Raw genomic sequence first — 15,870 nt, 5'->3', positions numbered from 1 at the left:
GGGCGGCCAGCGAACTTATCAGTGCTTTTGCGTCACCTGCCCCAGGTCATCGCCCGAGGTGGTGTGCAGATCGTTTTTGCGCAGGTCCGCCACATCGCTCGCCTTGACCGGCGCGCCCTGGTTGCCCCAGCTGCCACGGATAAAACTGACCACATCCGCCACTTCCTGGTCCGACAGACGCCAGGCGAACGCCGGCATGGTGAAGGTTGACGGCGCCGCATGGGTGGCCGGCAAGGTGCCGCCGTTCAACACAATGTTGATCAACGACGTGGCATCTGCCGTCTGCAACACCGGGTTGCCCGCCAGCGCCGGGAATACCCGCGTATAGCCATGGCCGTCGGTACGGTGGCAGGCCGCGCAGTTGTCGATATACACCGAGGCGCCCGGCTTGCTGTCATCACCTTTCCAGAGCGCTTCGGCTACCTGCTTGTCGTACTGGTGCGGCTGGTCCTTGGGATCGACCGCCGGCAGGCTCTTGAGGTATCGCGCGATAGCGGTCAGGTCATCTTCCGACATGTACTGCATGCTATGGACGACCACATCGCTCATACCGCCGAACACCGCACTGCGGTCACTGCGGCCGGTCTTGAGAAACTGCACCAACTGCTCCTCGCTCCAGCTGCCGAGGCCGTCCTTGTGGTCGCCGCGCAGGCTTTTCGCAATCCAGCCTTCCAACGGCGCACTGCCAGAGAGGAAAGCGCTGCCGTCCGTGGCACTCAGGGCTTTTTCCTGCATGGTCAGGGCACGCGGCGTATGGCAGGCGCCGCAATGTCCGAGACCTTCCACCAGGTAGGCACCGCGATCAATCACCGGGTCGGCAGCGGCTTGCGGCTGATGCGCCTCGACTGCCGGGGCAAACATCCAGCGCCAGGCCGCCAACGGCCAACGCATGCTCAGGGGCCAGGGAATATCGCTGTCCTTGTTTTCCTGGGCAACCGGTTCGACCCCCTTCATGAAGTACGCATACAGCGCTTGCATATCGCTGTCGCTGACACGTGCGTAAGACGGGTAGGGCATCGCCGGGTAAAGCGTACTACCGTTCTTGGCGACGCCATGGCGCACGGCCTTGTCGAAATCCTCGAAGCTGTAGTCGCCCAGACCGGTCTTGTCCGGGGTGATGTTGGTGGAGTAGATCACGCCAATGGGCGTTTCCATCGGCAGGCCGCCAGCGAAGGGCTTTCCACCCTTGGCGGTATGGCAGGCGACACAGTCGCCGGCGCGCGCCAGGTATTCACCCTGCTTGATCAGATCGGTTTCGGCGGCGCTGATCGAGCAGCTGCTGAACAGCGCCAGGGAGGCGATAACGAATGCTTTCATGGTCATCGCTCCTTATGCCTGAACCAGTGGGCCGGGGTTTTTGAGGTACTGCTCGCGAATCGCTCGTGCCGACCAATAGGTCAACGCTGCCACCAGGCCGGTCGGGTTGTAGCCCAAGCCTTGTGGGAAAGCGGAAGCACCAGGGACAAAGACGTTGTGCACATCCCAGCTCTGCAAGTAGCGGTTCAACGCACTGGTTTTCGGGTCGGTGCCCATGATCGCGCCGCCGTTGAGGTGGGTGGTCTGGTAGGAGGCGGTATTGAAATGCTCACCCACCTTTTTACCCAGCACGGCGATGGCCTTGGGGTTCATGGCCTGGGCCACTTTGCCCATTTTTTCCATCATGAAGCGGTTCATCTTGATGTCGTTTTCTTGCCAGTCGAAGGTCATGCGCAGCAGCGGCAGGCCGTAGGCATCGCGGTAAACCGGGTCCAGATCCAGGTAGTTGCTCCGGTAGGATTGATGGGCACCGTGAGAATCCATTGAGACCTGATGGGTGTAGTAATCGGCGGTGGCGCGCTTCCAGGCACTGCCCCAGGCCGGCGTACCCGGCGGGTTGGACGTACCGGCAATCGGCCGGCTGCCGGCCTGGTTGACCCACATCGGCGAACCACCCACGAAGCCGTGGGGGCCATGGTCAAAGTTGTCGGCGTTGAAGTCGTCGATGGCCACGCCATTGCCGCCCGCGCCGATAAAGTTGTTGGTGTGGGTGTCCTTGTCGAAGAACGCCTTGATGGTGCCCATGTTCTGGTAGGCGAAGTTGCGGCCTACCACACCCTCGTTGGTAATCGGGTCGTAGGGTTTGCCGATGCCGGACAGCAGCATCAGGCGCACGTTATGGAACTGGAAGGCGCCAAGAATCACCAGGTCGGCCGGTTGTTCACATTCGCGGCCCTGGGCGTCGATGTAGGTCACGCCGGTGGCTTTCTTCTTGGTGCTGTCGAGGTTGACCTTGAGCACGTGGGAATTGGGCCGCAGCTCGAAGTTGGGCACCTGCCGCAAGGCCGGCAGGATGTTCACGTTCGGCGAAGCCTTGGAGTACATGTAGCACACGTAGCCACTGCAAAACCCGCAGAAGTTGCACGGGCCCATCTGCGCACCATAGGGGTTGGTGTACGGCCCCGACGTATTGGCCGAAGGCAGGTTGTAAGGTCTGTAACCTACGTCGGTCGCCGCTTTCTGAAACAGCTGGGCGGAGACAGTATTTTTCTGCGCCTCCAGCGGGAACGGGTTGGAGCGATCCGGCGCGTAGGGGTTGCCGCCACGGCCTTCACCGACCAGTTGGCCCTTGACCGTCCAGGCTTGACCGGAGGTGCCAAAGACTTTTTCCGCATAGTCGAAAAACGGCTCCAGCTCTCCATAGCTGACGCCGAAGTCCTGGATGGTCATGTCCTTGGGAATGAAGTTCTTCCCGTAGCGCTCTTCGTAATGGCTGCGCATGCGCAGTTCGATGGGATCAACGCGAAAATGCACGCCCGACCAGTGCAGCCCCGCACCACCAACGCCATTACCCGGCAAGAACGCGCCCAACTGACGATTGGGCAGGGCGACGTCATTCACGCTGTGGCGAATGGTCACCGTTTCTTTGGAGATGTCTTGGAACAGCTTCTTACGCACGCTGTAGGTCAATTCATCGATGACCTGGGGATAGTTGCCGTCTGGGTAAGTGTCCTGCATCGGGCCGCGCTCCAGCGCTACCACGTTGAGGCCCGCTTCTGTCAGCTCTTTGGCCATGATCGCGCCCGTCCAGCCGAAGCCCACAATCACTGCATCCACTTTCTTCATGATGGTCGCCACGTTTACGCCCTCTCGCCGCGAATGGAAACAGCCGGGAAGGGGTATTGCTCGTTGCGTTCCACCCAATCCATGAAATCGGCGCGGGCGCCGGGAAAGCCGATCATGGTCCAGCCGACCATGCCTTTATTACCGCCGTGGATAGGGTCGCAGAAGAAACCTTCCTTGGTATTTTGCAGCAAAAGGTTAAAGAACATCTTGGGCGGCACGGCGTCGAAGTGCGCCGCCACTTCGCTGCCGCCCGCCTCAAGACGTCGCAGCATATCGTCTCGGGTAGCGCTGTCTTGCGCAGCAAAAGCTTTGCCGTTGAACGCTTTCGACCACGCATCCGTAGCAGCAATACCCAGGCGATAGATCTCCTTGGGCACCAATTTGCTCTGCCAGCCCATCTCCGGCGGTGCATCGGCGTTGAACGGGCCTTGCATGAACCACAGGGCGCCACTGGCGTAAGGGGTGCTCATCTGGCGGTCGATGTATTCCGGCGCGCCAGCCTCCAAGGCACCGGGGCCCTGGGCGTCAGCGGGAATCAAGCGCTCGACGGCGGCGTTGATAAACGCCCATTCCTCGGCCGTGAAATAGCTTGGCTCGTAGGCTTTGTCGCTGACCGCGGGTTTGGCCGGCTCGGCCTGGGCCGGTTCCGGCGTGGCCATCAACATCGAACCGCCAAGGCCGGTGCTGGCAACCGTGACCACCGGGATCAAGGTCAAGGATTTGCGTAAAAAGTCACGCCGGGGGTTGTCTTGATCTTGATCAGACATGGGTACACCTCATCATGTGGTCACGGGTTTGGCAGCCGCTTCTGGAGAGTGGCTTGTCTTTTTGAGCTGGCGCATTGGATCCAACCGATGCAAAGGATAGCTTGCAGCGGCAATCAACAGTTACAAATGATAGCAGGCTAATCATTCCCAGAAACAATTCTGCTGGGATATGAGACAAAACGCGGGCAAAAAAAGTGGGAGCGGGCTTGCTCGCGAAGGCGGTGGTCAGGCAATCATTCCATGACTGACATACCGTCTTCGCGAGCAAGCCCGCTCCCACATTTTCAGATTGCTTACGAGCGCTAGACTTTCTTGAGCTTGGGGTTCGGGAAGAACTGCACCGCTTGCACCTTAGGATCGGCCGGCGCTTTCAACGCGGAAGTATTGACCCTAGTGCCCAATTCCTTGGGCACCGACAGGCCTTGATCATTCAGCGTATCGGTATACCCGCAGGCCACGCATTCGCGGTGCGGCACGCTGTCTTCGGTCCACATCTTCAACTTGTCCGGCTCGCTGCACGCCGGGCAGACCGCCCCGGCGATAAATTGCTTTTTGGTAATCACAGGCCCTTCACTCATGCTGCCGCGTCCTCACTCAAACCGCTGTGGCGCAAGAGTGCGTCAATCGACGGCGCGCGTCCGCGGAAATCGACGAACAGCACCATCGGCGCCTGGGAGCCGCCACGGGCCAGGATGGCTTCACGGAAGGCACGCCCGGTCTGGGCGTTGAGCACGCCGTCTTCCTCAAACTTGGAGAACGCGTCCGCCGACAGCACTTCCGCCCATTTGTAGCTGTAGTAACCCGCCGCATAACCGCCGGCGAAGATGTGAGCGAAGCTGTTGGGGAAGCGGTTGTAGGCCGGTGGGCGCATGACCGAGACTTCATCGCGCACGCCTTCAAGTACCTGGGCCACGCTGCGACCATCGCCATGGGTGGCGTGTAGTTCAAAGTCGAACAGCGAGAACTCCAACTGACGCACCATCATCAGGCCGGACTGGAAATTTTTCGCCGCGAGCATTTTCTCCAGCAGGTCCTGGGGCAGTGGCTCGCCGGTTTCGTAGTGGCCGGAGATCAGCGCCAGGCCTTCAGGCTCCCAGCACCAGTTCTCCATGAATTGGCTCGGCAGTTCCACCGCGTCCCACGCCACACCGTTGATACCGGATACGCCGGCGTGCTCCACGCGGGTGAGCAGGTGATGCAGGCCGTGGCCGAATTCGTGGAACAGGGTGGTGACTTCATCGTGGGTCAGCAGGGCAGGCTTGCCACTGTCGGCCGGGGTGAAGTTGCACACCAGGTTGGCAACGGGGCTTTGCAGCACGCCATCAAGGGTACGGCGGCGGTCACGGGCACCGTCCATCCAGGCACCGCCACGCTTGTTGGCGCGGGCATACAGGTCGAAGAAGAAGCGTCCGACGTGCTCGCCGTTCTCCTTGATCTCGAACAAGCGCACATCCGGGTGCCAGGTGTCGAAGCCTTTAAGCTCAGCGATCTCGATGCCGTACAGGCGCTGCACAATGGCAAACAGGCCGCCCAGCACTTTGTCGATGGGGAAGTAGGCGCGCAGCGCTTCCTGGGACACGCTGTAGCGCTGCTCACGCAGTTTTTCGCCGTAGAAACCGCTGTCCCAGCTCTGCAGATCGGCGCAGCCTTGCTCGGCGGCGTAGGCCTTGAGTTGCTGCAGGTCCTGGGCGGCGAACGGCTTGCTGCGCTTGGCCAGGTCGCGCAGGAAGCTCAGCACCTGGTCGCTGGATTCGGCCATCTTGGTGGCCAGGCTCAGCTCGGAGAACGACGCATAACCCAACAATTGGGCCAGTTCCTGACGCAGGTCGAGGATCTGCTCCATCACCGGGCCGTTATCGTTCTGACCGGCATTCGGGCCCTGGTCCGACGCACGGGTGCAGTAGGCGGCATAAACCTCTTCACGCAGGGCGCGGTCCTGGGCGTAGGTCATGACGGCGTAGTAGCTGGGGAATTCCAACGTGATCAGCCAGCCGTCGAGGCCCTTGGCCTGGGCGGCGGCAGCCATTTGCGCCTTGGCCGAATCGGTCAGGCCGGCAAGTATCGCCTCATCAGTGACGTGCTTGGTCCAGGCCTGGGTGGCGTCCAGCAACTGGTTGGAGAATTTGCTGCCCAACTCGGACAGCTTGCTCTGCACCTCGGCGTAGCGTTTTTGCTGCTCCGGCGGCAAGTCGATACCCGACAGGCGGAAGTCACGCAGGGAGTGTTCCAGAATGGTTTTTTGCGCCACATCGAAACCGGCAGCTTCCGAGCTGTTGGCCAGGGCTTCGAAGGCCTGGAACAGCTCACGGTTCTGGCCCATTTCGGTGGAGTAGGCGCTCAATGCCGGCAGGCACGCCTCGTAGGCTTCGCGCAGTTCGGCGCTGTTGCACACGGCATTGAGGTGGCTGACCGGGCTCCAGGCCGCGCCAAGGCGATCATTGAGTTCATCCATGGCCAGGACCAGGCCTGCCCACGTCGGATTTTTACCCTGGCTTTGCAGGATCTCTGCGATTGCCACGCGGTTGTCGGCGAGGATCTGTTCGATGGCCGGCTGCACGTGCTCGGCACGGATCGCCGAGAACGGCGGCAGGTCGTAGGACTGCAAAAGAGGGTTGTTCGCGCTCACGGTGGGCACCTTGGCTGAAGAAACATGTAGAACAAAGATGGGGCCATCTTAATTACAATCAACACCCACCGCAGCTATCAGCAGAAGAGAGAGAGGCTATCGTGACCCTTCGCACCTATCAGAACCACACGCCAACCCTCGGCGCCGGGGCGTTTGTCGATATTTCGGCGGTGGTGATCGGCGATGTCGAAATCGGCACTGACAGCTCGGTTTGGCCGCTGACGGTGATTCGCGGCGATATGCACCGCATCCGCATCGGTGCGCGCACCAGCGTGCAAGACGGCTGCGTGCTGCACATTACCCATGCCGGGCCGTTCAATCCTGAGGGTTTCCCGTTGCTGATCGGCGACGATGTAACCATCGCCCATAAGGTCATGCTGCATGGCTGCACCGTGGGTAGCCGCGTCCTGATCGGCATGGGCAGTATCGTGATGGATGGCGCCGTGGTTGAAGACGACGTGATCATCGGTGCCGGCAGCCTGGTGCCGCCAGGCAAGAAACTCGACAGCGGCTTTTTATATGTGGGCAGCCCGGTCAAACAGGTTCGCGCATTGACTGACAAAGAACGCGCCTTTTTCACCTACAGCGCCGCGAACTACGTGAAGCTCAAAGACTTGCACCTGGCTGAAGGATTCGATCAATGACTCTGCATCACCCCACTGTCCTGTTCGACCTGGACGGCACTCTCACCGACCCACGGGAGGGCATTACCCGTTCGATCCAGTACGCCCTGGCCAAACTGGGCATTGATGAGCCCGACCTGACCAAACTCGAACACTTCATCGGCCCGCCCTTGCTGCAGGCGTTCATGCAGTTTTACGCCTTCGACGAGGCCAAGGCATGGGAGGCGGTGAATTTCTACCGCGAGCGCTTCAAGGTCACCGGACTGTATGAAAACCGCGTGTTCGACGGGGTCATGCCGTTATTGGAAGAGCTGAACAGCCAAGGGCGCCAGCTATACATCGCCACCTCCAAACCGTGGGAATTTGCCCGCGAGATTGCGCGACATTTCGACTTTGCCAAGCACTTCAAGGTGATCTACGGCAGCGAACTGGACGGTACGCGCACCAACAAGGTGGAATTGATCGCGCATTTGATGCGTGAGGAACGGCTGGACCCAGCCACCACCCTGATGATCGGTGATCGCAAGCATGACCTGATCGGCGCACGCAGTAATGGGCTGGATTCGGCCGCCGTGGGGTATGGGTTTGGTAGTTTTGAAGAGCTGAGTGCCGAGGCACCGACCTGGCATTTCGAGACGTTGGACCAGATGCATCAGGCGTTTTTGCAGCGTCCTTGAGACCGCTTTCGCAGGCAAGCCAGCTCCCACGGTTGACCGCATGCTCATGTTGAAAATCGGTCAACTGTGGGAGCTGGCTTGCCTGCGAAAAGGCCCTAACGACCAACCGTCTCCAACTGCCTCAACGCCGCTTTACGCTGCTCCACCGGCAGCCCACCCAACTTCTCCACCGCCGCATAAAACCTCACCCAATCCCCGCCTTCCCGCGCAAACAACGCCGCAAACGCCGGCACCCATTGGTCATACAACCCAAACGGCAAAAGCCGCGCGTTATTCATCGGCTGGTTGATCCAGGCGCCATAACGCTTGTCACCACCCCATTGGCTATCACGCAGGTGCCGGTATTCGCTGCGCAACTGCTCGAATTGCGCCGCTTTGGCACGGCGCATCGCGTCCGCTGCCAACGGCTGCGCGTACAACGCCTCCAGGCGTCTACGGGTATCGAGAATCAGCCGGATAAATTGATCGCGTTGCTTCAACGCCGCATCGCCGACAGGCGCCAGGCCCCGCGCCGCACGCCATTGGCGCGTGCCCTCCTGCTCGACAAAACTGGCATAGGACTCGTTGAACTCGGTGTCGTCCTTCACGTAGAAGCGCTGGTGAGCCAGCTCATGGAAGATCAGCGTGGCGAGGCGCTCATCGCCCCAGCTCATCATCGAACTCATGATCGGGTCGTTGAACCAGCCCAGGGTGGAATAGGCCTCCACGCCACCGATCGACACATCCATGCCCTGTTGCCGCAACAGCGCCGCCTCGCCCCGGGCCGCACCTTGGTTGTAGTAGCCGCGATAGGCGACGCAACCGGCGATGGGAAAGCAATGGTTCTGGGGTGACAGAGAAAATTCCTGCGTGGCGAAGACATTCCAGACCACATAGGGTCGGCCAATATCGGCATAGAGCCGGTAACTTTGATTGTCCGGCAGATGCAGGTGTTCACTGGCAAAGGTTCGGGCTTTCTGCGATTGAGCCAGATGCTCGCGTAGCAGTGGCGGGCGAGCAGGGTCGGCGATGACCTCGGCAACCGGCTCCCGGGCCCGCAACAGGTGCCACTGGCCACTCGCCAACTGGCTGTAATAACTGACACTGGAGCAGCCGCTGAGTAGCAAAACCATCAGTCCTGGAAGAAAACGCCTGATCATGCACTGACTGCTCCTGGGTGATGGGTTCGCCAGACTATCGCGCTTGCAGGGGATTTTTCCACGGCGTGGCGTGTTTATACTCAAGCCTCTTCTCGTGTTGAGTACTTGCCATGCGCCCGCTCTTGCTTCCCGTCGCCGCTGTGTTCCTCAGCGCTTGCGCCTCGACCCCCATCCCCCCCGTGGACCCGCAGCAGGCCTGGGTCGATTTCAGCACGCCGACACCGGGTTCCAAGTTGGTAATGGCTCAGCGCCTGGACGGGAAAAACCTCGACGACGGGCGCTTTTTTCAAATGCCTCCCGGCCCTCACGAGCTGATGGTGCGCTTTGATTTTGAAGTGCCCGCCGGCGGCGGCCTGGGTGGCCTCAGCCAGATGATGTATCGCACCTGCTTCATGACGCTGCAGTACGACCACTTTCAGGCCGGCCAGCGCTATGTGCTGGAAGGGCGCTCACTGGCGTTCACGCCCAACATCCGGCTGTACGACTCAACCCGCCAGCTATTGGCCGAAGAGCGCAGCGTGAACTGCATCTGAGTCAGTCGTTGTTTTTCTGGTAGATGATTGCCTTGGTACCGTTTTCACAGCTGCCGACGACCATAGCTATATCGTGCTTGTCGGCTTCTTCCTTGCTGACGATCTCGAGAGTGTAAGACGGCACGGCATTAGCCTGAATCTTCACTTCGATTTCTTTCCTGAGCTCTTCACAATCTTTTGGCGCGGCAACGGCCGAAGTGGCCAATACACCGCAGATGATTGCCAAGGCAAAACGTTTCATGTGTGGAGCTCCCTGAATGCGCTGCGCACGAGTGTGCGCCTAGGCTGCATGGGCTATTCGACCACATTTTGCAAACACGAGTTCTGATTTAACGCAGAACTAAACATGTGGGAGCGGGCTCGCTCGCCAATACGAAGTGTCAGCCACTGAAGATATCGGCTGATCCACCGCATTCGCGAGCAGGCCCGCTCCCACATGGATTACCGCTGTATCAGTTGACCAGCGTGGCATCCAAGGTGATGGTCGCATTCAGCACCTTGGACACCGGGCACCCTTCCTTGGCCTTTTTGCTCAGTTCATCGAACTGCGCCTGGCTCGCGCCTGGGATTTTGGCTTTCAGGATCAGATGCACTGCTGTAATCGCAAAGCCGCCCTCGACCTGGTCCAGAGTCACTTCGGCCTGGGTGTCGATGCTGTCAGCCTTGAGCCCGGCGTCGCCGAGAATCATGGAAAACGCCATGGAGAAACAGCCGGCGTGAGCCGCGCCGATCAATTCTTCAGGGTTGGTACCCTTGCCGCCCTCGAAGCGGGCCTTGAAGCCGTAGGGCGCTTCGCGCAGCACGCCGGTTTCCGTGGAAATGGAGCCCAGGCCAGTCTTCAGGTCGCCTTCCCAATGCGCGGATGCCTTTTTAACGATACTCATAGCTTTCTCCTCGAACGGTGGTTTTGCGTCGGTAAGGGTTCTGAGGATAGACGTCAAAACAAAGTTCATTCGTAAGAGAAACCTAGCAATCCAGTAGGAAATTTCAGAGCCGCCTATTGAATCTCGGGTATATGCCCTCATTGCATAGAACAAGCACATGAAGCAGCAGGTTTTGGTTCGTCTAGAAAGCCTGCGCCCCCATTGGAGAAGCAGGCTTATGAAATCGCTGTCCGACGTAAAGTTCTCGACCCTCGACCTGGTGCCCGTACGCGCCAACGGCAGCCCGGCGCAGTCGCTGCGCAATTCCCTGGACCTGGCTCAGCATGTGGAGAAGTTCGGCTACCACCGTTTCTGGGTAGCTGAGCACCACAATATGGACGGCATCGCCAGTTCGGCCACCTCGGTACTGCTCGGTTACCTGGCAGGCGGCACCTCGACTATTCGAGTGGGGTCTGGCGGGGTGATGTTGCCAAACCACGCGCCACTGGTGATCGCCGAGCAGTTCGGCACCCTGGAAAGCCTCTACCCCGGTCGTATTGACTTGGGCCTGGGGCGCGCGCCCGGTTCCGACCAGATGACTGCCCGCGCCCTGCGCCGTGAACGCTCCGGCAGTGCCGATGACTTCCCCGAAGATGTGGCCGAGCTGATGGCCTACTTGGGCCCGCGTACGCCCGACCAACGGGTTATCGCGGTACCGGGCACCGGCACCAATGTGCCGGTGTGGCTGCTGGGTTCAAGCCTGTTCAGCGCGCAATTGGCCGGTGAGCGTGGCTTGCCTTACGCCTTCGCCTCCCATTTCGCACCGCGCTTGATGCATGAGGCGATTCGCGTGTATCGCAATCACTTCAAGCCTTCGGCGGTGCTGGACAAGCCCTACGTGATGCTCGGCATTCCGCTGGTGGCGGCCGACACCGATGAGCAGGCCGATTACCTGGCCACCTCGGTGTACCAGCGTATTCTCGCGTTGATGCGCGGCCAGAGCCTGGTGCAGCGCCCTCCAGTGAAAACCATGGACGGCCTGTGGTTGCCCCATGAAAAAGATGCGGTCGGTAGCTTCCTCGGCTTGGCCATGGTGGGCAGCCCGGCGAAGATTCGCGGCAAGTTGGAGGTGTTGATCGAGCAGACCGGTGCCGATGAGCTGATTTTTACCAGTGACCTGTATGAGCACGCCGACCGGATTCATTCCTACGAGCTGCTTGCACAAGTGATGAAGGGCTGAATGGTAAAACGATAGACCTGTGGCGAGGGAGCTTGCTCCCGCTGGAGTGCGCAGCGCTCCCATTTTTTTGGGGCCGCTACGCAGCACAGCGGGAGTAAGCTCCCTCGCCACAGGTGCGTCGCTTATACAGCACGGGGTTAGCCGCGCTTGTAGGCAATTTCCTTGGTGTCACCTTCGCAGGTGCCAACTACTTTCTGGTCACTTGGCGTAGCACCTTTGTCCACCACTTCCAGCGAATACCCCGAAGCGCCGTTGGCGTCGATTTTCGCTGCGATTTCGCTTTTCAGCTCTTCACAAGGCTTGCCCGCCGCCATAGCGGTACCCGCAATGCTCAACAACCCTACCGCTAACAGAAACTTCTTCATCCGTTACTTTCCTTGCGCTGATCAAAAAGAGCGTGCCGACGCTCATCGCGTCGGCACCCGTTGTTTGTAGCGCAGGTTATGGCAATCGGCCAGCGGGCAAAGTTCAACTCTGCCGATCAACTACTGGCAATGCGGAATCCCACTTTGAGCGTGACCTGGAAGTGCGCAGCCTTGCCATCTTTGATGTGACCACGGGTTTCGGTCACCTCAAACCACTCCAGATGCTTGATGCTTTTGTTGGCTTCAGCCAGGGCATTGTTGATCGCGTCTTCGATGCTGGTGGTGGAAGAGCCTACCAGTTCGACTTTCTTGTACGTGTGATGATCACTCATGGCGTTTCTCCTTTAGGTCGTCAATCAAGACTAGCAGCGAATGTGCGTACTGCTTCAGGCGACCGTTGGGAGGCGAAAGTTCAGAATTACTGCACTTTCTGAAACCGGCGCAGTCGGTATCTACACACGCCACTCAATCACTTCAGGAGATGTCCACATGGCCAACACTTCTTTACGCAAAGCGTCGCTGGAAAGCATGGAAGCCGAGATTTCGAGCCTGCTCAAATCGCTGGAGAGCCTCAAGGACGACGCGTCCGATGAGTCGCGCAAAACGCTGAAGGCCTTGAAAAGCAACGCCGAGAACGCCCTCAAGCACTCTCGCCACCTGATCAGCGACGCCTACGAAGAAAGCAAAGTCAAAATCCGCGAAACCAGCGCTGCCACCCGTGACTACGCACAAGAGCACCCCTGGACGACCGCCGGTGTCGCCGTTGGCGCGCTGGGCCTGCTGGCGGCTTATCTGCTGTGCAAACGCGGTGACTGATCGACCGGTTACATCGGTTGACGCAACAGCTCAGCCTTGAGCCATCGTGCCAACTGCCCGGCGCGCCCGTCTGCGGCGCGCTTGGGTAGCCACAACGCCAGGTGCGCCGGGGTTTCACTGAACCCCCACGGCGCCACCAGGCGACCCGCTCGCAGGTCCTCTGCCACCAGCGGTTCTGGCGCAATTGCCACTCCCAAGCCGGCAACCGCCGCTTCCAGCAGATAATACAAATGCTCAAACCCCTGGCCGAGTTTCAGCGCGCCGGGCTCTAGGCCGTGTTGCCGTGCCCAACTGGGCCAGGCTTGCGGCCTTGAGGTGGTGTGAAGTAAGGGTTGCTCCAGCAGATCCGACGCTGGGGCCTGACGCAGGTGTTCAAAACCGGCGAAGCGGGGGCTCAAGACCGGGCCGATGCGCTCGCTGGCCAGCTCATACACCTGCATATCCGCCGGCCACGGCGGCTCAGCGAATACCAGCAAGGCATCCAGCCCCGGGCGGCGCGGGTCCAGATCGCCTTCGCCTGCCGACAGGTGCAAGCGTAAATCCGGCAAGTCGGCATTCAACCGCCCCAGTCGAGGGATAAACCAACGCGCCAGCAAGCTGCCTGAACAACCAAGAACGAAGGGCGCGTCAGCGCCGCGTTGGGTGAGTTCGGCGCACACGTCGCGCAACCGCTCGAAAGCCTCGCTGCTGGCATCTCGTAGCCTGACGCCGGCATCTGTGAGTTTAAGGCCGCGCCCATCTTTGACGAACAGGCTCACGCCCAAGTGCTCCTCCAGCACTTTCAACTGGCGGCTGACCGCGCCATGGGTCACGTGCAATAGCTCCGCAGCCTGGCTGACGCTGTTAAGGCGAGCGGTGGCTTCAAAAGCGCGCAGGGCATTGAGGGGAGGGAGGTCGCGGCTCATCTGTGAGTTTTCCTGACAGGTTGCGGCGATCTTATCGGTTTTCAGGCCAGAGCGTCACGAGTAGAGTGACCGTCATTGCCTTTAAACACATTTTTCCTGGAGCGTCCCATGACTCAGTCCCAGACCGATCTACGCAACGGCCCTGACGCCAACGGCCTGTTTGGTGCGTTCGGCGGCCGCTACGTCGCTGAAACCCTGATGCCGTTGATTCTCGACCTGGCCCGTGAATACGAAGCGGCGAAGGTAGATCCGGCGTTTAACGAAGAATTGGCCTACTTTCAGCGCGATTATGTCGGGCGCCCAAGCCCGCTGTATTTTGCCGAACGCCTGACCGAGTTCTGCGGCGGCGCCAAGATCTACCTCAAGCGCGAAGAGCTCAACCACACCGGCGCGCACAAGATCAACAACTGCATCGGCCAGATCCTGCTGGCCCGGCGCATGGGCAAGAAACGCATCATCGCCGAAACCGGCGCCGGCATGCACGGCGTGGCCACCGCAACCGTGGCGGCGCGCTTTGGCCTGCAATGCGTGATCTACATGGGCACCACCGACATCGAGCGCCAGCAGGCCAACGTGTTCCGCATGAAGCTGCTGGGCGCCGAGGTCATCCCCGTGGTCGCCGGCACCGGCACCCTCAAAGACGCCATGAACGAAGCCCTGCGCGACTGGGTAACCAATGTCGACAGCACCTTCTACCTGATCGGTACCGTGGCCGGGCCACACCCATACCCGGCGATGGTGCGCGACTTCCAGGCCGTGATCGGCAAGGAGACCCGCACCCAGTTGCAAGCCCAGGAAGGCCGCCTGCCGGACAGCCTGGTGGCGTGCATCGGCGGCGGTTCCAACGCCATGGGCCTGTTCCACCCATTCCTGGATGACACCAGCGTCGAGATCATCGGTGTTGAAGCCGCAGGCCATGGCATCGAAACCGGCAAGCACGCTGCCAGCCTCAACGGCGGCGTACCGGGCGTGCTGCACGGCAACCGCACCTTCCTGCTGCAGGACGACGACGGCCAGATCATCGACGCCCACTCGATTTCCGCAGGCCTGGACTACCCCGGCATCGGCCCGGAACACGCCTGGTTGCATGACATCGGCCGCGTCCAGTACACCTCGGTGACTGACGATGAGGCCCTGGAAGCCTTCCACAAATGCTGCCGCCTGGAAGGGATCATTCCGGCACTGGAAAGCGCCCACGCCCTGGCTGAAGTATTCAAGCGCGCGCCAAACTTGCCCAAGGATCACCTGATGGTGGTCAACCTCTCGGGCCGTGGCGACAAAGACATGCAGACCGTGATGCACCATATGGAACAGTCCAAGCAGGAGAAACACTGATGAGCCGCCTGCAAACCCGCTTTGCGCAACTTAAAGAACAAAATCGCGCCGCCCTGGTGACCTTCGTCACCGCTGGCGACCCCGGCTATGACACCTCACTGGCGATCCTCAAGGGCTTGCCGGCCGCCGGCGCCGACGTGATCGAGCTGGGCATGCCCTTCACCGACCCGATGGCCGATGGCCCGGCCATCCAGCTGGCCAATATCCGCGCGCTGGCCGCCAAGCAGAACCTGTTGAAAACCCTGCAGATGGTTCGCGAGTTCCGCCAGGACAACAACGACACGCCGCTGGTGTTGATGGGCTATTTCAACCCGATCCACAAATACGGCGTGTCGCAGTTCATTGCCGATGCCAAGGCAGCTGGCGTCGACGGCCTGATCGTGGTGGACATGCCCCCCGAGCACAACGGCGAGCTGTGCGACCCGGCCCAGGCCGCAGGCATCGATTTTATCCGCCTGACCACGCCGACCACCGATGACGTGCGCCTGCCTACTGTGCTCAATGGCAGCTCCGGGTTTGTGTATTACGTGTCGGTCGCCGGTGTCACCGGAGCGGGTGCCGCCACCCTGGAGCACGTCGAAGAAGCCGTGACCCGCCTGCGCCGCCATACCGACCTGCCTATCAGCATCGGCTTTGGTATCCGCACACCGGACCAGGCAGCGGCCATCGCACGCCTGGCGGACGGGGTGGTAGTGGGTTCGGCGCTGATCGATCACATCGCCACGGCCAAGAACGACCAGCAAGCCATTGATGGCGTGCTGACCCTGTGCGCGGCGCTGTCGGAAGGTGTGCGCAACGCACGCAAGTAAGCTATACGTCGCAACCGCCACAGCTTATACGCTAGGCTTCAAAGGAGGTGGGCATGTCGCCCACCTCCTT

18 protein-coding genes are annotated in these 15,870 nt (G+C 60.4%); 7 read left to right on the top strand and 11 right to left on the bottom strand.

The window, feature by feature from the left end; genetic code table 11:
• Positions 1 to 18: 18 nt before the first annotated feature.
• From CLM72_RS00255 to prlC, 5 genes are all read right to left on the bottom strand, one after another.
• A complete protein-coding gene (locus CLM72_RS00255; protein ID WP_105225286.1) occupies positions 19 to 1,317 on the bottom strand; it encodes a cytochrome c in 1,299 nt (432 codons plus the stop codon).
• A 12-nt stretch (positions 1,318 to 1,329) separates the two neighbouring features.
• Positions 1,330 to 3,114, bottom strand: a complete 1,785-nt coding sequence (locus tag CLM72_RS00250) for a GMC family oxidoreductase (RefSeq protein WP_105225285.1) — start codon at positions 3,112 to 3,114, stop codon at positions 1,330 to 1,332.
• Positions 3,115 to 3,116: 2 nt separating this feature from the next.
• Complete coding sequence (locus CLM72_RS00245; RefSeq protein WP_105225284.1) at positions 3,117 to 3,869, bottom strand: gluconate 2-dehydrogenase subunit 3 family protein; 753 nt, start codon at positions 3,867 to 3,869, stop codon at positions 3,117 to 3,119.
• Between the two features lie 302 nt (positions 3,870 to 4,171).
• Positions 4,172 to 4,447, bottom strand: coding sequence for a YheV family putative zinc ribbon protein (locus tag CLM72_RS00240; protein WP_105225283.1), 276 nt, complete (start codon positions 4,445 to 4,447; stop codon positions 4,172 to 4,174).
• Complete coding sequence (gene prlC, locus CLM72_RS00235; protein WP_105225282.1) at positions 4,444 to 6,495, bottom strand: oligopeptidase A; 2,052 nt, start codon at positions 6,493 to 6,495, stop codon at positions 4,444 to 4,446. The genes CLM72_RS00240 and prlC overlap by 4 nt, the downstream gene beginning before the upstream one ends.
• Before the next feature lie 101 nt (positions 6,496 to 6,596).
• Between prlC and CLM72_RS00230 the strand changes: the two genes are divergently transcribed.
• Positions 6,597 to 7,139, top strand: coding sequence for a gamma carbonic anhydrase family protein (locus CLM72_RS00230; RefSeq protein WP_044270245.1), 543 nt, complete (start codon positions 6,597 to 6,599; stop codon positions 7,137 to 7,139).
• Positions 7,136 to 7,795, top strand: a complete 660-nt coding sequence (locus CLM72_RS00225; RefSeq protein ID WP_105225281.1) for an HAD family hydrolase — start codon at positions 7,136 to 7,138, stop codon at positions 7,793 to 7,795. The genes CLM72_RS00230 and CLM72_RS00225 overlap by 4 nt, the downstream gene beginning before the upstream one ends.
• A gap of 95 nt (positions 7,796 to 7,890) precedes the next feature.
• On the opposite strand, the gene CLM72_RS00220 is transcribed toward CLM72_RS00225, so the two are convergent.
• Positions 7,891 to 8,934: an aminopeptidase gene (locus CLM72_RS00220; protein WP_105225280.1), complete on the bottom strand. Its 1,044-nt coding sequence runs from the start codon at positions 8,932 to 8,934 to the stop codon at positions 7,891 to 7,893.
• A gap of 110 nt (positions 8,935 to 9,044) precedes the next feature.
• On the opposite strand from CLM72_RS00220, the gene CLM72_RS00215 reads away from it, so the two are divergent.
• Positions 9,045 to 9,467: a hypothetical protein gene (locus CLM72_RS00215; RefSeq protein ID WP_054920967.1), complete on the top strand. Its 423-nt coding sequence runs from the start codon at positions 9,045 to 9,047 to the stop codon at positions 9,465 to 9,467.
• Position 9,468: 1 nt separating this feature from the next.
• On the opposite strand, the gene CLM72_RS00210 is transcribed toward CLM72_RS00215, so the two are convergent.
• Together CLM72_RS00210 and CLM72_RS00205 are read right to left on the bottom strand one after the other, a co-directional pair.
• Positions 9,469 to 9,708, bottom strand: coding sequence for a DUF1161 domain-containing protein (locus tag CLM72_RS00210; protein WP_047712795.1), 240 nt, complete (start codon positions 9,706 to 9,708; stop codon positions 9,469 to 9,471).
• A 211-nt stretch (positions 9,709 to 9,919) separates the two neighbouring features.
• On the bottom strand, positions 9,920 to 10,351 hold the full coding sequence (locus tag CLM72_RS00205; protein WP_003187311.1) for an OsmC family protein: 432 nt from the start codon (positions 10,349 to 10,351) through the stop codon (positions 9,920 to 9,922).
• A gap of 217 nt (positions 10,352 to 10,568) precedes the next feature.
• On the opposite strand from CLM72_RS00205, the gene CLM72_RS00200 reads away from it, so the two are divergent.
• The gene (locus CLM72_RS00200) at positions 10,569 to 11,570 is read left to right on the top strand and encodes an LLM class flavin-dependent oxidoreductase (protein ID WP_034129211.1); all 1,002 of its coding nucleotides are present in this window, start codon (positions 10,569 to 10,571) and stop codon (positions 11,568 to 11,570) included.
• Positions 11,571 to 11,707: 137 nt separating this feature from the next.
• Here CLM72_RS00200 and CLM72_RS00195 read toward each other — a convergent pair whose 3' ends face one another.
• Together CLM72_RS00195 and CLM72_RS00190 are read right to left on the bottom strand one after the other, a co-directional pair.
• A complete protein-coding gene (locus CLM72_RS00195) occupies positions 11,708 to 11,935 on the bottom strand; it encodes a DUF1161 domain-containing protein (RefSeq protein WP_105225279.1) in 228 nt (75 codons plus the stop codon).
• Between the two features lie 116 nt (positions 11,936 to 12,051).
• Entirely contained in the window at positions 12,052 to 12,267 is a 216-nt protein-coding gene (locus tag CLM72_RS00190; protein WP_005783406.1) for a dodecin, read from the bottom strand.
• Positions 12,268 to 12,424: 157 nt separating this feature from the next.
• Between CLM72_RS00190 and CLM72_RS00185 the strand changes: the two genes are divergently transcribed.
• On the top strand, positions 12,425 to 12,751 hold the full coding sequence (locus tag CLM72_RS00185; protein WP_003187304.1) for a YqjD family protein: 327 nt from the start codon (positions 12,425 to 12,427) through the stop codon (positions 12,749 to 12,751).
• 8 nt (positions 12,752 to 12,759) lie between these two features.
• Here CLM72_RS00185 and CLM72_RS00180 read toward each other — a convergent pair whose 3' ends face one another.
• Positions 12,760 to 13,656, bottom strand: coding sequence for a LysR family transcriptional regulator (locus CLM72_RS00180; protein WP_105225278.1), 897 nt, complete (start codon positions 13,654 to 13,656; stop codon positions 12,760 to 12,762).
• A gap of 108 nt (positions 13,657 to 13,764) precedes the next feature.
• Here CLM72_RS00180 and trpB point away from each other — a divergent pair, with 108 nt between their 5' ends.
• Both trpB and trpA read left to right on the top strand, forming a co-directional pair.
• The gene (gene trpB / locus CLM72_RS00175; protein ID WP_014716306.1) at positions 13,765 to 14,991 is read left to right on the top strand and encodes a tryptophan synthase subunit beta; all 1,227 of its coding nucleotides are present in this window, start codon (positions 13,765 to 13,767) and stop codon (positions 14,989 to 14,991) included.
• Entirely contained in the window at positions 14,991 to 15,800 is an 810-nt protein-coding gene (gene trpA, locus CLM72_RS00170) for a tryptophan synthase subunit alpha (protein ID WP_014716305.1), read from the top strand. Before trpB ends, trpA begins: the two co-directional genes overlap by 1 nt.
• Positions 15,801 to 15,870 lie beyond the last annotated feature (70 nt).

Origin of the sequence: Pseudomonas sp. MYb193, assembly GCF_002966775.1 — a bacterium.
Classification (GTDB): domain Bacteria; phylum Pseudomonadota; class Gammaproteobacteria; order Pseudomonadales; family Pseudomonadaceae; genus Aquipseudomonas; species Aquipseudomonas paracarnis.
The sequence above is the reverse complement of the archived record's forward strand: the minus strand, read 5'-3'. Positions and strand labels throughout refer to the sequence as shown.

Coding starts and splice junctions, on each gene's coding strand:
- CLM72_RS00225 (WP_105225281.1), top strand. CDS start 7,136: ATGACTCTGCATCACCCCACTGTCCTGTTCGACCTGGACGGCACTCTC.
- CLM72_RS00205 (WP_003187311.1), bottom strand. CDS start 10,351: ATGAGTATCGTTAAAAAGGCATCCGCGCATTGGGAAGGCGACCTGAAG.
- CLM72_RS00240 (WP_105225283.1), bottom strand. CDS start 4,447: ATGAGTGAAGGGCCTGTGATTACCAAAAAGCAATTTATCGCCGGGGCG.
- CLM72_RS00210 (WP_047712795.1), bottom strand. CDS start 9,708: ATGAAACGTTTTGCCTTGGCAATCATCTGCGGTGTATTGGCCACTTCG.
- trpB (WP_014716306.1), top strand. CDS start 13,765: ATGACTCAGTCCCAGACCGATCTACGCAACGGCCCTGACGCCAACGGC.
- CLM72_RS00215 (WP_054920967.1), top strand. CDS start 9,045: ATGCGCCCGCTCTTGCTTCCCGTCGCCGCTGTGTTCCTCAGCGCTTGC.
- CLM72_RS00185 (WP_003187304.1), top strand. CDS start 12,425: ATGGCCAACACTTCTTTACGCAAAGCGTCGCTGGAAAGCATGGAAGCC.
- CLM72_RS00220 (WP_105225280.1), bottom strand. CDS start 8,934: ATGATCAGGCGTTTTCTTCCAGGACTGATGGTTTTGCTACTCAGCGGC.
- CLM72_RS00195 (WP_105225279.1), bottom strand. CDS start 11,935: ATGAAGAAGTTTCTGTTAGCGGTAGGGTTGTTGAGCATTGCGGGTACC.
- CLM72_RS00245 (WP_105225284.1), bottom strand. CDS start 3,869: ATGTCTGATCAAGATCAAGACAACCCCCGGCGTGACTTTTTACGCAAA.
- CLM72_RS00200 (WP_034129211.1), top strand. CDS start 10,569: ATGAAATCGCTGTCCGACGTAAAGTTCTCGACCCTCGACCTGGTGCCC.
- CLM72_RS00180 (WP_105225278.1), bottom strand. CDS start 13,656: ATGAGCCGCGACCTCCCTCCCCTCAATGCCCTGCGCGCTTTTGAAGCC.
- CLM72_RS00190 (WP_005783406.1), bottom strand. CDS start 12,267: ATGAGTGATCATCACACGTACAAGAAAGTCGAACTGGTAGGCTCTTCC.
- CLM72_RS00255 (WP_105225286.1), bottom strand. CDS start 1,317: ATGAAAGCATTCGTTATCGCCTCCCTGGCGCTGTTCAGCAGCTGCTCG.
- trpA (WP_014716305.1), top strand. CDS start 14,991: ATGAGCCGCCTGCAAACCCGCTTTGCGCAACTTAAAGAACAAAATCGC.